Source organism: Curtobacterium sp. TC1 (assembly GCF_019844075.1).
Classification (GTDB): Bacteria; Actinomycetota; Actinomycetes; order Actinomycetales; family Microbacteriaceae; genus Curtobacterium.
The window spans coordinates 2317322-2332189 of the sequence record NZ_CP081964.1 but is presented as its reverse complement, the minus strand read 5'-3'; the positions used below and the strand labels follow the sequence as shown (position 1 = coordinate 2332189).

The 14868-nt window shown below is 70.8% G+C and carries 14 protein-coding genes; 13 read left to right on the top strand and 1 reads right to left on the bottom strand.

Features of this window, described 5'->3' with window-relative positions; genetic code table 11:
• The first annotated feature begins 14 nt into the window (after window positions 1–14).
• The 8 genes from KZI27_RS12130 (at window position 15) to rbfA (ending at window position 10548) form a co-directional block, all read left to right on the top strand.
• Window positions 15–1487 (top strand): purine-cytosine permease family protein, encoded by a 1473-nt coding sequence (locus KZI27_RS12130; RefSeq protein WP_222657826.1) that lies wholly within the window; start codon window positions 15–17, stop codon window positions 1485–1487.
• Window positions 1484–2068, top strand: coding sequence for a cysteine hydrolase family protein (locus tag KZI27_RS12125; RefSeq protein WP_261783884.1), 585 nt, complete (start codon window positions 1484–1486; stop codon window positions 2066–2068). The genes KZI27_RS12130 and KZI27_RS12125 overlap by 4 nt, the downstream gene beginning before the upstream one ends.
• A 74-nt stretch (window positions 2069–2142) precedes the next feature.
• Window positions 2143–3276 (top strand): flavodoxin-dependent (E)-4-hydroxy-3-methylbut-2-enyl-diphosphate synthase, encoded by a 1134-nt coding sequence (gene ispG, locus KZI27_RS12120; protein ID WP_111083888.1) that lies wholly within the window; start codon window positions 2143–2145, stop codon window positions 3274–3276.
• A gap of 430 nt (window positions 3277–3706) precedes the next feature.
• Window positions 3707–5458, top strand: a complete 1752-nt coding sequence (locus tag KZI27_RS12115; RefSeq protein ID WP_222657825.1) for a proline--tRNA ligase — start codon at window positions 3707–3709, stop codon at window positions 5456–5458.
• Window positions 5459–5632: 174 nt separating this feature from the next.
• Entirely contained in the window at window positions 5633–6628 is a 996-nt protein-coding gene (gene nusA, locus KZI27_RS12110) for a transcription termination factor NusA (protein ID WP_111083890.1), read from the top strand.
• A gap of 67 nt (window positions 6629–6695) precedes the next feature.
• Window positions 6696–7007 (top strand): YlxR family protein, encoded by a 312-nt coding sequence (locus tag KZI27_RS12105; RefSeq protein WP_221180542.1) that lies wholly within the window; start codon window positions 6696–6698, stop codon window positions 7005–7007.
• A gap of 73 nt (window positions 7008–7080) precedes the next feature.
• Entirely contained in the window at window positions 7081–9933 is a 2853-nt protein-coding gene (infB, locus tag KZI27_RS12100) for a translation initiation factor IF-2 (protein ID WP_222657824.1), read from the top strand.
• A gap of 150 nt (window positions 9934–10083) precedes the next feature.
• Window positions 10084–10548 (top strand): 30S ribosome-binding factor RbfA, encoded by a 465-nt coding sequence (gene rbfA / locus KZI27_RS12095; RefSeq protein WP_123312419.1) that lies wholly within the window; start codon window positions 10084–10086, stop codon window positions 10546–10548.
• 82 nt (window positions 10549–10630) lie between these two features.
• On the opposite strand, the gene KZI27_RS12090 is transcribed toward rbfA, so the two are convergent.
• Window positions 10631–11515, bottom strand: a complete 885-nt coding sequence (locus KZI27_RS12090; protein WP_222661359.1) for an A/G-specific adenine glycosylase — start codon at window positions 11513–11515, stop codon at window positions 10631–10633.
• Between the two features lie 79 nt (window positions 11516–11594).
• Between KZI27_RS12090 and KZI27_RS12085 the strand changes: the two genes are divergently transcribed.
• Genes KZI27_RS12085 through KZI27_RS12065 form a run of 5 tightly spaced genes read left to right on the top strand, consistent with a single transcriptional unit; the run spans window position 11595 to window position 14857 of the window.
• Window positions 11595–12041: a hypothetical protein gene (locus tag KZI27_RS12085; protein ID WP_222657823.1), complete on the top strand. Its 447-nt coding sequence runs from the start codon at window positions 11595–11597 to the stop codon at window positions 12039–12041.
• 22 nt (window positions 12042–12063) lie between these two features.
• Window positions 12064–13032: a tRNA pseudouridine(55) synthase TruB gene (gene truB / locus KZI27_RS12080; protein WP_222657822.1), complete on the top strand. Its 969-nt coding sequence runs from the start codon at window positions 12064–12066 to the stop codon at window positions 13030–13032.
• Window positions 13029–13394 carry a hypothetical protein gene (locus tag KZI27_RS12075; RefSeq protein WP_222657821.1) on the top strand — a complete coding sequence of 122 codons (366 nt, stop codon included), beginning with the start codon at window positions 13029–13031 and terminating at the stop codon, window positions 13392–13394. Before truB ends, KZI27_RS12075 begins: the two co-directional genes overlap by 4 nt.
• Window positions 13395–13439: 45 nt before the next feature.
• A complete protein-coding gene (locus KZI27_RS12070; protein WP_123312425.1) occupies window positions 13440–13886 on the top strand; it encodes a hypothetical protein in 447 nt (148 codons plus the stop codon).
• Window positions 13887–13894: 8 nt separating this feature from the next.
• A complete protein-coding gene (locus tag KZI27_RS12065; RefSeq protein ID WP_222657820.1) occupies window positions 13895–14857 on the top strand; it encodes a bifunctional riboflavin kinase/FAD synthetase in 963 nt (320 codons plus the stop codon).
• The last annotated feature ends 11 nt before the right edge of the window (window positions 14858–14868 follow it).

Here is a 14868-nt window from a genome sequence, read left to right as displayed (position 1 = left end):
GCTACGCTCAGCGGATGAGCACAGCGCCCACGAACTCCGGGCCCACCACCGCCGCGCCCGAGGTCCGCACCGTCGAACGGCAGGGTCTCGACGTCATCGCCGAGTCCGACCGCAAGGGCACCCCGCGGGGACTGTTCTGGCCGTGGTTCGCGGCGAACATCTCCGTCCTCGGCATCGCCTACGGGTCCTTCGTCGTCAGCTTCGGCATCTCGTTCTGGCAGGCCACCGTCGTCTCGGTCATCGGGGTGGTGTTCTCGTTCCTGCTGTGCGGCGTCGTCGCGATCGCCGGCAAGCGGGGGTCGGCTCCGACGATGGTGCTGAGCCGCGCGGCCTTCGGGGTCCGCGGCAACCGGGTGCCCTCGTTCCTCAGCTGGATCCTCACCGTCGGGTGGGAGACTTCGCTGGCCGCACTGGCGGTCCTCGCGACCTCGACGGTCTTCACCGAGCTCGGCTGGGACGGCGGGGTGCTGACGAAGGTCGTCGCCCTCGTCGTGGTCGCCGCGCTCGTGGTCGGGGCCGGCGTCGCGGGCTTCGACGTGATCATGCGCCTGCAGACCTGGATCACGGTCATCACGGGGGTGCTCACCGTCGTCTACGTCGTGCTCGCCGTGCCGTCCATCGACTTCGCCGCGGTCGCCGCGATGCCGACGGGCAGCAGCCAGCAGTTCATCGGTGCGCTCGTGCTCGTGATGACCGGCTTCGGGCTGGGCTGGGTGAACGCCGCGGCCGACTACTCGCGGTACCTGCCTCGGTCGTCGTCCACCGGGGGAGTCGTCGGGTGGACGACCTTCGGCGGTGCCCTCGCACCGGCGATCCTCGTGGTCTTCGGTGTCCTGCTCGCCGGGTCCTCGCCGGACCTGAACGTGGCGATCGGTGCCGACCCGATCGGCGCGCTCACCACGATCCTGCCGGTGTGGTTCCTGATCCCCTTCGCCCTCGTCGCGATCCTCGGGCTCGTCGGCGGCGCGGTGCTCGACATCTACTCGTCGGGCCTCGCGCTGCTGAGCGTCGGCGTGAAGATCCCGCGGCCGGTGGCCGCCGGGGTCGACGGTGTGTTCATGGTGGCGGGTGCGATCTACATCGCGTTCTTCGCGAAGGACTTCGTCGGTCCGTTCCAGGCGTTCCTCATCACCCTCGGCGTGCCGATCGCGGTGTGGGCCGGCATCTTCGTCGCGGACGTCCTGCTGCGTCGCGCGGCCTACGCAGAGGGCGAGCTCGACGACCGTCACGGCCGGTACGGCGACGTCCGGTGGGGCGCGATCGCCCTGGTCGCGGTCGGCACGGCGCTCGGATGGGGCCTCGTCACGCTGGCGTCACCGGCGTGGCTGTCGTGGCAGGGCTACCTGCTCGGGCCGTTCGGGCTCGGCGGACGCGACGGTGCCTGGGCCTACGCGAACCTCGGTGTGCTGGTCGCCCTGGTCGTCGGGTTCCTCGGCACCCTGCTGTTCGCCCGGGGCTCCGTCCGGCGCCAGGAAGCACAGCGGTGAGCGGAGCGGTGAGCACGTCGGGGAGCACGAGCGTCCCCGACGACGCCTGGCTCGTCGTCATCGACATGCAGCAGGTCTTCACGGGGGAGTCCCCGTGGGCGGCGCCGCGGTACGACCACGCCGGGGTCGGCATCGAACGCCTGCTGCCCCGGTTCACCGGACGCACGGTGTTCACCCGGTTCGTCGCGCCCCAGCGCCCGCGGGGCGCCTGGGTGCCGTACTACCGCGAGTGGCCCTTCGCCCTCGTGCCGGACGCCGACCCGCTCTACGCGCTGACCGAGCCCTTCGCGAGTGCGGCAGGGGACCGGAACGACCCCGTCGTGACCGAGCCGACGTTCGGCAAGTGGGGCACGGGCCTCCAGGCCGTCGTCGGTGACCACCCGCACCTGGTGCTGACGGGCGTGTCGACCGACTGCTGCGTGCTGTCGACCGCCCTGGCGGCGGCGGACGCCGGAGCGACCGTGACGGTCGTGGCGGACGCGTGCGCCGGGGCGAGCGACGCGGACCACGAGCGCGCGCTGGACGTGATGCGGCTGTACGCGCCGCTCATCACCGTGGTGGACGGCGCCTCGCGGCTCTGAACGTCCGGTGTGACCGGGGCTGGCCGATCAGAGCGAGCGCGTAGAGTGCTCACGTGCCCGCTGTGAACCTCGGTATGCCCAAGTCGCCCGAAACCCTCGCCCCCCGACGCAAGTCGCGCCAGATCCGGGTCGGCAAGGTGCTCGTGGGCGGCGACGCTCCGGTGTCCGTCCAGTCGATGACCACGACCCCGACGACGAACATCAACGCGACGCTGCAGCAGATCGCCGAGCTCACGGCCTCCGGCTGCGACATCGTCCGGGTCGCCGTGCCGACGCAGGAAGACGCCGACGCGCTGCCGATCATCGCGAAGAAGTCGCAGATCCCCGTCATCGCCGACATCCACTTCCAGCCGAAGTACGTGTTCCAGGCGATCGACGCCGGCTGCGCCGCGGTCCGCGTGAACCCGGGCAACATCCGCAAGTTCGACGACCAGGTCGGCGCGATCGCCGCCGCAGCGAAGGCCGCCGGGGTGAGCCTGCGCATCGGCGTCAACGCCGGGTCGCTCGAGCCGAGCCTGCTGCAGAAGTACGGCAAGGCCACGCCCGAGGCACTCGTCGAGTCGGCCGTGTGGGAAGCCAGCCTGTTCGAGGAGCACGACTTCCACGACTTCAAGATCTCGGTCAAGCACAACGACCCGATCGTCATGGTCAAGGCCTACCGACAGCTCGCCGCCGCCGGTGACTGGCCGCTGCACCTCGGCGTGACCGAGGCCGGCCCGGAGTTCCAGGGGACGATCAAGAGCGCCACCGCGTTCGGCATCCTGCTGGCCGAGGGCATCGGCGACACCATCCGCGTGTCCCTGTCCGCGCCGCCCGCGCAAGAGGTCAAGGTCGGCCTGCAGATCCTGCAGTCCCTCAACCTGCGCGAGCGCAAGCTCGAGATCGTCTCCTGCCCGAGCTGCGGCCGGGCCCAGGTCGACGTCTACCAGCTGGCGAACGACGTCACCAAGGGGCTCGAGGGCATGTCCGTCCCCCTGCGCGTCGCCGTCATGGGCTGCGTCGTGAACGGCCCGGGCGAAGCCCGCGAGGCCGACCTCGGCGTGGCGTCGGGCAACGGCAAGGGCCAGATCTTCGTCAAGGGCAAGGTCGTCAAGACGGTGCCGGAGCACGAGATCGTGCAGACGCTCATCGCCGAGGCGAACCGCATCGCCGACGAGATGGGCCCCGAGGCCGCGCTCGGCAGCCCCGAGGTCATCACCACCCCGTAGCGCGCTCCGGCACGGTGCGGATTCCGCCACCGTGTGCCGGGTTGACGGCTCGGTGCGGGGTCAGAGGGCGGCACGGTGCGGCTGAGGCCGCACCGGTCGGTGAACCTCGCACGGTGCGCGTCCGGCTGCGACGAGCGTCGCGGGCGTCCCGGACGGGAGGCCCGTGGCGGCGTGGCACCGGACGTCCCGGACGGGAGGCCCGTGGCGGCGTGGCACCGGGCGTCCCGTCCGCACCGTGCAGACTTCGCGAACCCGTGACGGGTCAGCAGTCCGGTGCGCGCCTGTGACACCGCACGGTGCGGCAGGCGCCGCACCGTGCGGCGAAGCTCGCACGGTGCGTGTCCGCCCGTGCCTCGCACCGTGCGGCGAACCTCGCACGGTGCGCGTCCGCCCGTGCCGCGCCGTCGGCGCACGCCGCTAGGCTGGCCCCGTGGTCACACGGCTTTCGCATCTGTTCCTCCGTACGCTCCGCGACGACCCCTCCGACGCCGAGGTGACGAGCCACAAGCTGCTCGTCCGCGCCGGGTACGTCCGTCGCCAGTCCCCGGGGATCTTCGCCTGGCTGCCGCTCGGTCTCCGGGTGCGCGCCAAGATCGAGGGGATCATCCGCGACGAGATGGTCGCCGCCGGTGCGCAGGAGGTCCTGCTGCCGGCGCTGTTGCCGCGCGAGCCGTACGAGGCGACGAACCGCTGGACCGAGTACGGCGACGGCATGTTCCGTCTGCAGGACCGCAAGGGTTCCGACTACCTGCTCGCCCCGACGCACGAAGAGATGTTCGCGCTGCTGGTGAAGGACCTGTACTCGTCGTACAAGGACCTCCCCGTCACGCTGTTCCAGATCCAGGACAAGTACCGCGACGAGGCCCGTCCCCGCGCGGGCTTGCTGCGCGGTCGCGAGTTCACCATGAAGGACGCGTACTCGTTCGACCTCACCGACGAGGGCCTCGAGCGCAGCTACCAGGTGATGCGCGACGCGTACGAGAAGATCTTCGCGCGCCTCGGCCTCGAGTACGTCATCGTCAAGGCGGACGCCGGCGCGATGGGCGGCTCCAAGTCCGAGGAGTTCCTGCACCCGATCGGCGTCGGCGAGGACACCTTCGTCCGCAGCGCGAACGGCTACGCGGCGAACGTCGAGGCCTACGTCACGCCGGTGCCCGCGTCGCTGCCGATCGAGGGCCAGCCCGACGCGGTGCTCCTGCCGTCGTCGGACACCCCGACGATCGACACCCTCGTCGCGCACGTGAACGAGGTCGCCCCCCGCGACGGCGCGCCCTGGACCGCCGCGGACACGCTGAAGAACGTCGTCCTCGCCCTGACCCACCTCGACGGCACGCGCGAGGTCGTGGTCGTCGGGCTCCCCGGTGACCGCGACGTCGACCTGAAGCGTGCCGAGGTCGCGTTCGCCCCGGCCGAGGTCGAGGCCGCAGGCGACGACGACTTCAAGAAGCACAAGGCCCTGGTCAAGGGGTACATCGGCCCGCAGGTCCTCGGTGCCGACAGTGCCACGGGTCTCCGGTACTTCGTCGACCCGCGTGTGGTCGACGGCACCGCCTGGATCACCGGCGCCAACGAGCGCGGCGTGCACGTCTCCGGCCTGGTCGCCGGCCGTGACTTCGTGGCCGACGGCGTCGCCGAGGTCTCCGACGTCCGTGCGGGGGACCCGTCGCCCGACGGCTCCGGCCCGCTCGAGACCGCCCGCGGCATGGAGATCGGGCACGTCTTCCAGCTCGGCCGCAAGTACGCCGAGGCCCTCGGCCTCAAGGTGCAGGACGAGAACGGCAAGCTCGCGACCGTCACGATGGGCTCGTACGGCATCGGCGTGACGCGCATCCTCGCGATCCTGGCCGAGGCCCACAACGACGAGAAGGGCCTGGCCTGGCCGAAGAACGTCGCGCCGTTCGACGTGCACATCGTCGCGACCGGCCGTGACCAGGTCGCCTACGACCTGGCGACGTCGATCGTCGCCGACCTCGAGGGCGAGCGGTTCGACGTGCTCTACGACGACCGTCCGAAGGTGTCGCCGGGGGTGAAGCTGCGCGACGCGGAGCTGCTCGGCATGCCGATCGTGGTCGTCGCCGGCCGCGGCGCCGCCGACGGCGTCGTCGAGCTGTGGAACCGGGCCAGCGGCGAACGCCGCGACGTGCCGGTCGCCGAGCTGCTCGACGCGGTCCGCGCGATCTAGCGGGTCGCGTCCTGGACGTGAGCACCTGACGGACGGGAGGCCCGTGGCGACGCCGCCACGGGCCTCCCGTGCATCCGTGCTCGGGTCCGCGAGCCGCAGTGCGGTACGCTTGTGGCCGACTTCTGCGACGGTTCCATCCGCAGGAGCGACTCATCTGAATACGGAGGCACCTCGGTGAAGATCGATCTCGCAGTCCTGCGACTCATGGAGCGCGAGCGGGAGATCCCGTTCGACGAACTGGTCCAGATCATCGAATCTGCCATCCTGACCGCCTACCAGAAGCACGCCGAGGAGAACGGCGAGCCGGCCCACGCGCAGTCGCGTGTCGAGCTCGACCGCAAGTCCGGCGAGGTCAGCGTCTACGTCCCCGAGCTCGACGACGAGGGCACCGTCATCGGTGAAGCCGTCGACCAGCCCAGCGACTTCGGCCGCATCGCGGCGTTCGCGGCGAAGCAGGTCATCAACCAGCGCCTGCGCGACATCGGCGACGACAAGATCCTCGGCGAGTTCCGCGGCAAGGAAGGCGACATCGTCGCCGGCGTGGTCCAGCAGGGACCGAACCCGCGCATGGTGATGGTCGACCTCGGCACGGTCGAGGCGATCCTGCCGCCGGAGGAACAGGTCCCCGGGGAGTCCTACGCCCACGGTTCCCGCATCCGCGTGTACGTGACGAGCGTGGCCCGTGGCAACAAGGGTCCGCAGATCACGGTGTCGCGCACGCACCCGGGCCTGGTCCGGAAGCTCTTCGCTCTCGAGGTGCCGGAGATCGCCTCGGGCGTCGTGGAGATCACGTCGCTCGCGCGTGAAGCCGGTCACCGCACGAAGATCGCGGTCAAGGCGAACGAGCCCGGCGTGAACGCGAAGGGTGCCTGCATCGGCGAGCTCGGCGCACGCGTCCGCGCCGTCACGAACGAGCTCGGCGCCGAGAAGGTCGACATCGTGGACTGGTCCCCGGACCTGTCGGCGTTCGTCGCGAGCGCCCTGTCGCCGGCCAAGGTGACGAGCGCCTTCGTGCTCGATGCATCGACCAAGGCCGTCCGCGCGCTCGTGCCCGACTACCAGCTGTCGCTCGCGATCGGCAAGGAAGGGCAGAACGCCCGCCTCGCCGCCAAGCTCACCGGGGCCCGGATCGACATCCAACCGGACTCCATCCTGGACGGCGACGACTAGGACGATTTCGCCGCCGGCGTGCCCAGAAGGGCGCGCCGGATCGCGCACGTCCGAGGCAAGGAGTAGAGTGGTTCCCGTCAGAACGTGCATCGGCAGTCGTCGTCGCGCTTCCCGATCCTCACTCCTCCGAGTCGTCGCCCTGAGCGATGGCCGCGTCGTGGCGGATCCGAAGGCAGTCATGCCGGGCCGGGGAGCATGGCTCACACCGACCGTCGATGCCTACGATCTGGCCGTCAAGCGCAGGGCTTTCCGCCGTGCGCTCCGGTTGGATCGCGATCCCGACACGTCCGCGGTGCTCGACCACATCGTCGGTCTCCCACAGGAGTCGACCGAGCGCCCGGACATGACAGAACAGGCTGAACGGCTTATGGACAACTGATGAGCGGCTCGAAATGAGACCCGTCATCCATTGAGTCCTGCCCTTTACGGGGTGGGACCCGTGAAGGAGAACAGTGGCTAAACCACGCGTACACGAGATCGCAAGCGAACTCGGCGTCGACAGCAAGACCGCACTCGAGAAGCTCAAGGAGCTCGGAGAGTTCGTCCGGGGTGCCAGCTCGAGCATCGAGCCCCCCGTCGCCCGGAAGCTCCGTGCCGCCCTGCAGGCGGACGGCGTCCCGGCGTCCAAGCCCGCAGCCTCGGCCCCCGCGCCGAGCACGCCGGCGAAGAGCAGCACGCCCGGGTCCGGCGCGCCGAAGCCCGGTGGCCCGCGCCCCGGCCCGGTCCGTCCGGCACCCGCTCCCGAGCCCGAGGTCCAGGCAGCACCTGCTGCCGAGGACGTCCCGACCCCGGCAGCACCGAAGTCCGTCGCCCAGCGACAGGCTGAGGCCGAGGCCGCACAGAAGGCCCGTGCCGAGAAGGCCGCCGCCGAGCAGCAGGCCGCCACGCAGCCGGCCGAGTCCGCCGGTGACGAGCCGAAGACCGACGCGGTGAAGCCCGGCTCGAGTGCCAAGCCCGCCGCTGCCGGTCCGAAGCCCGGTGGCCCCAAGCCCGGAGCCCGTCCGGGCAACAACCCCTACGCGTCGAACCAGGGCATGGGCTCGCGCCCGCCGCGCCCCGGCAACAACCCGTTCGCCTCGAACCAGGGCATGGGCCAGCGCCCTGCCGCTGGTGCCGGCGGAGCGGGCATCCCGCGTCCGCAGCCCCCGCGTCCCGGCGTCCCGCGTCCGGGTGCACCGCGTCCGGGTGGACCCGGTCAGGCGAACCGTCCCAACGGCTTCGGGCAGCGCCCGGGTCAGGGTGGCGGTCGTGGCGGCCCCGGTGGCGCCCGTCCGGGTGCCGGCGGCGGTGCTGGTGGCGGCTTCCCGCGTCCGGCCTTCAGCGGCCCGCGTCCCGCCGGTGGCGGTGGCCGTGGTCGTGGCCCCGGTGGCGGTACCGCTGGTGCGTTCGGTCGCGGTGGCGGCAAGAGCCGTGCCCGCAAGTCGAAGCGGACGAAGCGCGCCGAGTACGAGATGCGTCAGGCCCCGTCGCTCGGCGGTGTGCAGGTCCCTCGTGGTGACGGCAACACGGTCGTCCGACTCCGTCGCGGTGCGAGCATCTCGGACTTCGCGGACAAGATCGACGCCATGCCCGGCAACCTGGTCACGGTGCTGTTCCACCTCGGTGAGATGGCGACCGCGACCGAGTCGCTGGACGAGGCCACGTTCGAGGTCCTCGGTGACGAGCTGGGCTACAAGATCCAGATCGTCTCGCCCGAGGACGAGGACAAGGAGCTCCTCGAGGGCTTCGACATCGACATCGATGCCGAGTACGCCGACGAGGACGACTCCGTCCTGCAGGTCCGTCCCCCCGTCGTGACCGTCATGGGTCACGTCGACCACGGTAAGACGCGACTGCTCGACGCGATCCGGAACTCGAAGGTCGTCGAGGGTGAAGCCGGTGGCATCACCCAGCACATCGGTGCGTACCAGATCGTCACCGAGCACGAGGGCATCGAGCGTCCGATCACGTTCATCGACACCCCGGGTCACGAGGCCTTCACGGCCATGCGTGCTCGTGGTGCGCAGGTCACCGACATCGCGATCCTCGTGGTCGCGGCGGACGACGGCATCATGCCCCAGACGATCGAGGCGCTGAACCACGCGCAGTCGGCCAACGTGCCGATCGTGGTCGCGGTGAACAAGATCGACAAAGAAGGCGCGAACCCGGCCAAGGTCCGCCAGCAGCTCACCGAGTACAACCTGGTGGCGGAGGAGTACGGCGGAGACGTCATGTTCGTCGACGTCTCGGCTCGGCAGAACATCGGCATCCAGGAGCTCCTGGACGCCGTGCTGCTCACCGCTGACGCCGGGCTCGACCTGCGTGCGAACCCCGACAAGGACGCCCGCGGCGTCGCGATCGAAGCACGGCTCGACAAGGGCCGTGGTGCGGTGGCGACCGTCCTCATCCAGTCCGGAACGCTGCACGTCGGCGACGCCATCGTGGCGGGCACGGCCTACGGCCGAGTCCGTGCGATGACCGACGAGAACGGTGTCGCGGTCAAGGCCGCGACGCCGAGCCGCCCGGTCCAGGTGCAGGGTCTGTCCTCGGTGCCCCGCGCCGGCGACACGTTCCTCGTCACCGAAGAGGACCGCACGGCACGTCAGATCGCCGAGAAGCGTGAGGCCGCCGAGCGCAACGCCCAGCTGGCCAAGGCCCGCAAGCGCATCTCGCTCGAGGACTTCACCCGTGCACTCGAAGAGGGCAAGGTCGACTCGCTCAACCTCATCATCAAGGGTGACGTCTCCGGTGCCGTCGAGGCACTCGAGCAGTCGCTCCTGGACATCGAGGTCGACGACAGCGTCCAGCTCCGCATCCTCCACCGCGGTGTCGGTGCGATCACGGAGTCGGACATCGACCTCGCCACGATCGACAACGCCATCGTGGTCGGCTTCAACGTCCGTCCGGACGTCAAGGCCCGTGAGCGTGCGGCGCGCGAAGGCATCGACGTGCGCTTCTACTCGGTCATCTACAACGCACTCGACGACATCGAGCAGTCCCTCAAGGGCATGCTCAAGCCCGAGTACGAAGAGGTCCAGTCCGGTGTCGCCGAGATCCGAGAGGTCTTCCGCTCCTCGAAGTTCGGCAACATCGCGGGTGTCATCGTCCGCTCCGGCACGATCACGCGCAACGCCAAGGCGCGCGTCATCCGTGACGGTGTGGTCCTGGCCGACGGACTGGCGATCGAGTCGCTCCGTCGCTTCAAGGACGACGTCACCGAGGTCCGCACGGACTTCGAGGCCGGTATCGGTCTGGGCAAGTTCAACGACATCCAGATCGGTGACGAGATCGAGACCACCGAGCTCGTCGAGAAGCCGCGCGACTGATCGTGTGACCACCCTGGGCCCCGGCCTCCCCGTGCGGGAGGTGCGGGTCCAGATGGGCCCCGGCCTCCCGTTCCGGGAGGTCGGGGCCCGACCCCTTTCCACGCAGAACCACCGGCGGGAACCGTCCCGCCACTGCCTCAGGAGGCACCCATGGCCGATCCGCAGCGCGCACGCAAGATGGCGGACCGCATCAAGGAAGTCGTCGCACGCCGTCTCGACAAGGGTCTGCGCGACCCTCGTCTCGGGTTCGTGACGATCACCGACGTCCGCGTGACCGGAGACCTGCAGCACGCATCGGTCTTCTACACCGTGTACGGCACTGACGAGGAACGCGCCGACTCCGCTGCCGCGCTCAAGGCGGCGACCGGCATGCTCCGCTCCGAGGTCGGCAAGAACATCACGGCGCGGCTCACCCCGTCGCTCGAGTTCATCGCCGACGCGCTGCCGGAGACATCGGCGCACATGGAGGACCTGCTCGTGCAGGCCCAGGTGCGTGACGAGCAGGTGCGTGCCGCCTCGGTCGGCGCGACGTACGCCGGCGACGCCGACCCGTACAAGCGTGACGAGGACGAGGACGACGAGTCCGACGACGAGCAGGACGCCGAGCGGGCCTAGTCAGTGCGTGTCCGAACGCCCCGCTGCACCGCGTGCAGCGGGGCGTTCGTGCGTCCGGCGACTGTGGCCGGGCGGTCGTGCGTCAGGCGTCCGGCAGCCGGTACCCGGTGGTGTCGTCTCCGACCGCCAGCCCGTCGCGCAGCAGCGACGCGAGCGCCCGGCCCCGCTGCTCGGCGTCCGGCCAGACCAGTTCGATCTCGGACCGGGCGACCGGCACGTCGCTCGCCCGCAGCTCGGCCATGACGAGGCCGCGCACCTGCCTGTCGCTGCCGGCGAACTTCGCCTGCTTCGGGGCACGCGGCCCGTCGTGGTCGGGGTAGCCGGCGGCTCGCCAGGCGCAGCGGTCGGCGATCGGGCAGGCGTCACACGCGGGGGAGCGGGAGACGCAGACGAGCGCACCGAGTTCCATCACCGCAGCGTTCGTCGCAGCGGCGTCGTCGCGGTCGGCGGGCAGCACGGACTCCATCAGCGGCAGGTCGTCCTTCGCCTTCGCCGGCCCGGGTTCGCCCTGGCCGAGGAGCGCGCGCTTGAGCACCCGCCGCACGTTGACGTCCACGACCGGGTGCCGGTCGCCGTACGCGAACACCGCCACGGCGCGTGCCGTGTAGTCGCCGATGCCGGGCAGTGCGAGCAGCGCATCGACGTCCCGCGGCACGACGTTGCCGTGCTCGTTCGCTATCACGGTCGCGGCTGCGTGCAGCGCGAGCGCGCGTCTCGGGTAGCCGAGCCGGTCCCAGGCGCGCACCGCATCCGCCGGGGGTGACGCCGCGAGGTCCGCAGGCGTCGGCCAGCGGGTGAGCCACGCCTCCAGTCGGGGGACGACGCGCGCCACCTGCGTCTGCTGCAGCATGATCTCGCTGACCAGGGTGCCCCAGGCGGGGAAGCCGGGGCGACGCCACGGCAGGTCGCGGGCCTCCTGTCGGAACCACGCGACGAGCGGGGTCGCGATGTCGGGTCGGTCCCGCAGGCCGTCTCGCGTCGCCGGGTTGTCCACATTCTGTCTGGAGGCCCGACTCGCGTTCACCACGACAGCCTACGGTGGACGCATGGCACGCTGGGCACCCGAAGAGACCGACACGATGGCCGCGATCGCTGCGGAGGCGATCGCGCAGGTCGGCACGAACCGAACCGTGATCGGCCTCGACGGTCAGGACGGCACCGATCTCGAACACGTCGCCGCCGCGCTGGTGGCCGGGTTCCAGCAGCACGGGGTGTCCGCGATGGCCGCCGCCGCGCCGTCCAGCGACCCCGACACGCTGCGCGCCGAGGTGGTGACCCCGTTCCGCACCACCGGTGCCGGGGACGGCGTGCTGGTCGTGCACGGGCACGGCCTGTTGGCTCCCGGTGTCCGCGGTCTCTGGCGCTGGTCGCTGTGGGTCGAGCAGGAAGCGGGTCGGCTGGAACGCCGGGCGGACGTCAAGATCGCCGCCTCCGCCGTCCTCGACGTCACCGATCCCGAGCACCCCCGTCGCGAGTGGAACGACGCCTGCTGACCGGCGCTGGTAATCTCCTCTGGTGCTCGAAACCGTGCCGGACGGCATCCTCCTCGTCGACAAACCGCAGGGGATCTCCAGCCACCGCGTCGTGTCGATCGCCCGTCGCCGCCTCGGTCTGAAGAAGGTCGGGCACGCGGGGACCCTCGACCCGATGGCGACCGGGCTGCTGCTCCTGGGCATCGGGCACTCCACGCGGCTGCTCACCCACCTGGTCGGCCTCGGCAAGACCTACACCGCCACCATCCGGCTCGGCGTGTCCACGGACTCCGACGATGCCGACGGCACCCCGACCGCCGCGACCGGCGTCGCTGCCGCGGACGTCACGGACGAAGCCGTCGAACGTGCCGTCGCCCAGCAGCGCGGCCAGATCGACCAGGTCCCCTCCACCGTCAGCGCGATCAAGGTCGACGGGCGCCGTGCGTACGACCTCGCGCGCAAGGGCGAGACCGTCGAGCTGCAGTCCCGCACGGTCACCGTCTCGCGGTTCGACGTCACCGGCCGGAACGACCGCACCGTCACGGTCGACGGCGCCGAGGTGCCGGTCGTCGACCTCGACGTCGTCGTGACCTGCTCGTCCGGCACGTACGTCCGGGCCCTCGCGCGCGACGTCGGCGCGACCCTCGGCACCGGTGCCCACCTCACCGCGCTCCGCCGCACCCAGGTCGGTCCGTTCGACGTGGCCGACGCGATCGACCTCGAGGACGACGCGGTCGACGTCCGCGCTGCGCTCGCGCGTCCGGCCGACGTGGCGCGTCGCCTGTTCTCCTCGGTGTCGCTCGACGCGGCCGCGGCGAAGGACCTGACGGACGGCAAGCGCGTCGCGGCCGACCACCCGGACTCGGACGACCCGGTGGCCGCGGTGGCCGCCGACGACGACCGCCTCGTCGGACTGGTCTCGGTCCGGCGCGGACTGCTCCGGGTCATCACGAACTTCCCGGCGCCGGCTGCCGCTCCTGCGCCGGCTCCGCAGAACGGGGCGCACGCGTGATCGAGTGGTTCATGTGGGTCCAGCTCGTCGTCGCCGTCCTGGCCGGTCTGTTCGCCGTCGTGGTCGGGTTCATCGGCTGGAAGCCCAACGACTGCACCGTCGGGTCCCTCGCGCTCATCGAGGTCCTGCTCCTGGCGCAGGGCGTCATCTCGATCGTGCTCCCCGCGACGGGCAGCCCGCCGGACGGCAATGCCCTCGAGTTCGGGGTGTACGCGGTGTCGGTGCTCCTGGTGCCGCCGGCTGCCATCGTCTGGGCGCTCGTGGACCGCACGAAGTGGAGCACCGTCGTCCTCGGCGCCGGTGCGTTCACCGTCGCGGTCATGGTCTACCGGATGTACCAGATCTGGTTCGCCCTGAACTGACCCCGAGCGTCATGGTGGTCCCCGCACGTCGGTAGAATCGGTGCAATGGCGACCAGATCCTCACTCGCGACCGGCATCGGCCGCGTCCTCATCGCCGTGTACGGCATCCTCGCCCTGGCGGCGACGGGCCGGAGCGTCGTCCAGATCATCGAGAAGTTCTCGTTCGCGCCGTTCGCCTACACGGTGAGCGCCATCGCCGCCGTCGTGTACATCGTGGCGATGATCGCCCTGATCGTGCCCGGACGCTCCTGGTACCGGGTGGCCTGCGTGACGATCGTGTTCGAGATGACCGGTGTGCTCGTCATCGGCACGTTGTCGCTCTTCGACCGGCAGCTCTTCCCCGACGACACGATCTGGTCGTACTACGGCATGGGCTACGCCTTCGCACCGCTGGTGCTGCCGATCGCCGGTCTCTGGTGGCTCCGCAAGCACCACCGCACCGCGTCGGCCGAGCCGGTGGCCGCATCGACCACCGCCCCCGTGGGCGAGTAGGAGCAGCCGTGCAGTTCTACGACGACATCGCCGACGTGGCAGAGGGCTTCGGCCCGAGCGCCGTCACGATCGGCAAGTTCGACGGTGTGCACGTCGGGCACCGCGCGGTGATCGCGCACCTCGAGCGCGCCGCCCACGAGCAGGGCCTGGTCGCCACCGTGGTGACGTTCGACCGGCACCCGCTCAACGTCATCGACCCGCAGCACGTCCCGCCGGCGCTCACGAGCACGGCGCAGCGGCGCGAGCTCCTCGACGACGCCGGTGTCGACGCCACCCTCCTGCTCCGCTTCGACGAGCAACTGCAGTCGAAGTCGCCCGAGGCGTTCGTGTCCGAGATCCTCGTCGACACCCTGCACGCCCGGCTCGTCTTCGTCGGCAGCGACTTCCGCTTCGGGGCCAAGGGCGCCGGCGACGTCACCCTGTTGCGCGCCCTGGGGGAGCAGCACGGCTTCACGGTCGAGCTCATCGACGACGTCGACCTGGTGGACGATGTCCGACCCGACGGCGAGCGACGCGTCTCGTCGACGTGGATCCGCGAGCTCCTCGGCGAAGGGCGGGTGGCCGAGGCCGCTCGGCTGCTCGGTCGTGAGCACGCGGTCCGCAGCACCGTCGTACACGGCAACCAGCGGGGCCGGGCGATGGGGTACCCGACGGCGAACCTCGACCAGGCCTTCGAGGGCTTCGCGCCGGCCGACGGCGTCTACGCCGCCCGGGTGCTGCACGACGGCACGGTGTACCCGGCGGCCGTCTCGGTCGGCAACAACCCGACGTTCGAGGGCGTGCCGGCCAAGCAGATCGAGGCGCACCTGCTCGACGTCGACCTCGACCTGTACGGGGACCGCATCTCCGTGCTGTTCGTGTCCTACGTGCGCGGCATGGTGAAGTTCGACTCGATGGACGAGCTCGCCACGCAGATGCGCCAGGACGACCTCGACATCCGGTTGCTGCTGGGCCTGCCCACGCCGGTCTGACCTGCGACGCC

Bases quoted from the DNA above. Each gene is read 5' to 3' on its own strand.
- KZI27_RS12130 (WP_222657826.1), top strand. From the start codon at position 15: ATGAGCACAGCGCCCACGAACTCCGGGCCCACCACCGCCGCGCCCGAG.
- ispG (WP_111083888.1), top strand. From the start codon at position 2,143: ATGCCCAAGTCGCCCGAAACCCTCGCCCCCCGACGCAAGTCGCGCCAG.
- rbfA (WP_123312419.1), top strand. From the start codon at position 10,084: ATGGCCGATCCGCAGCGCGCACGCAAGATGGCGGACCGCATCAAGGAA.
- KZI27_RS12085 (WP_222657823.1), top strand. From the start codon at position 11,595: ATGGCACGCTGGGCACCCGAAGAGACCGACACGATGGCCGCGATCGCT.
- KZI27_RS12070 (WP_123312425.1), top strand. From the start codon at position 13,440: ATGGCGACCAGATCCTCACTCGCGACCGGCATCGGCCGCGTCCTCATC.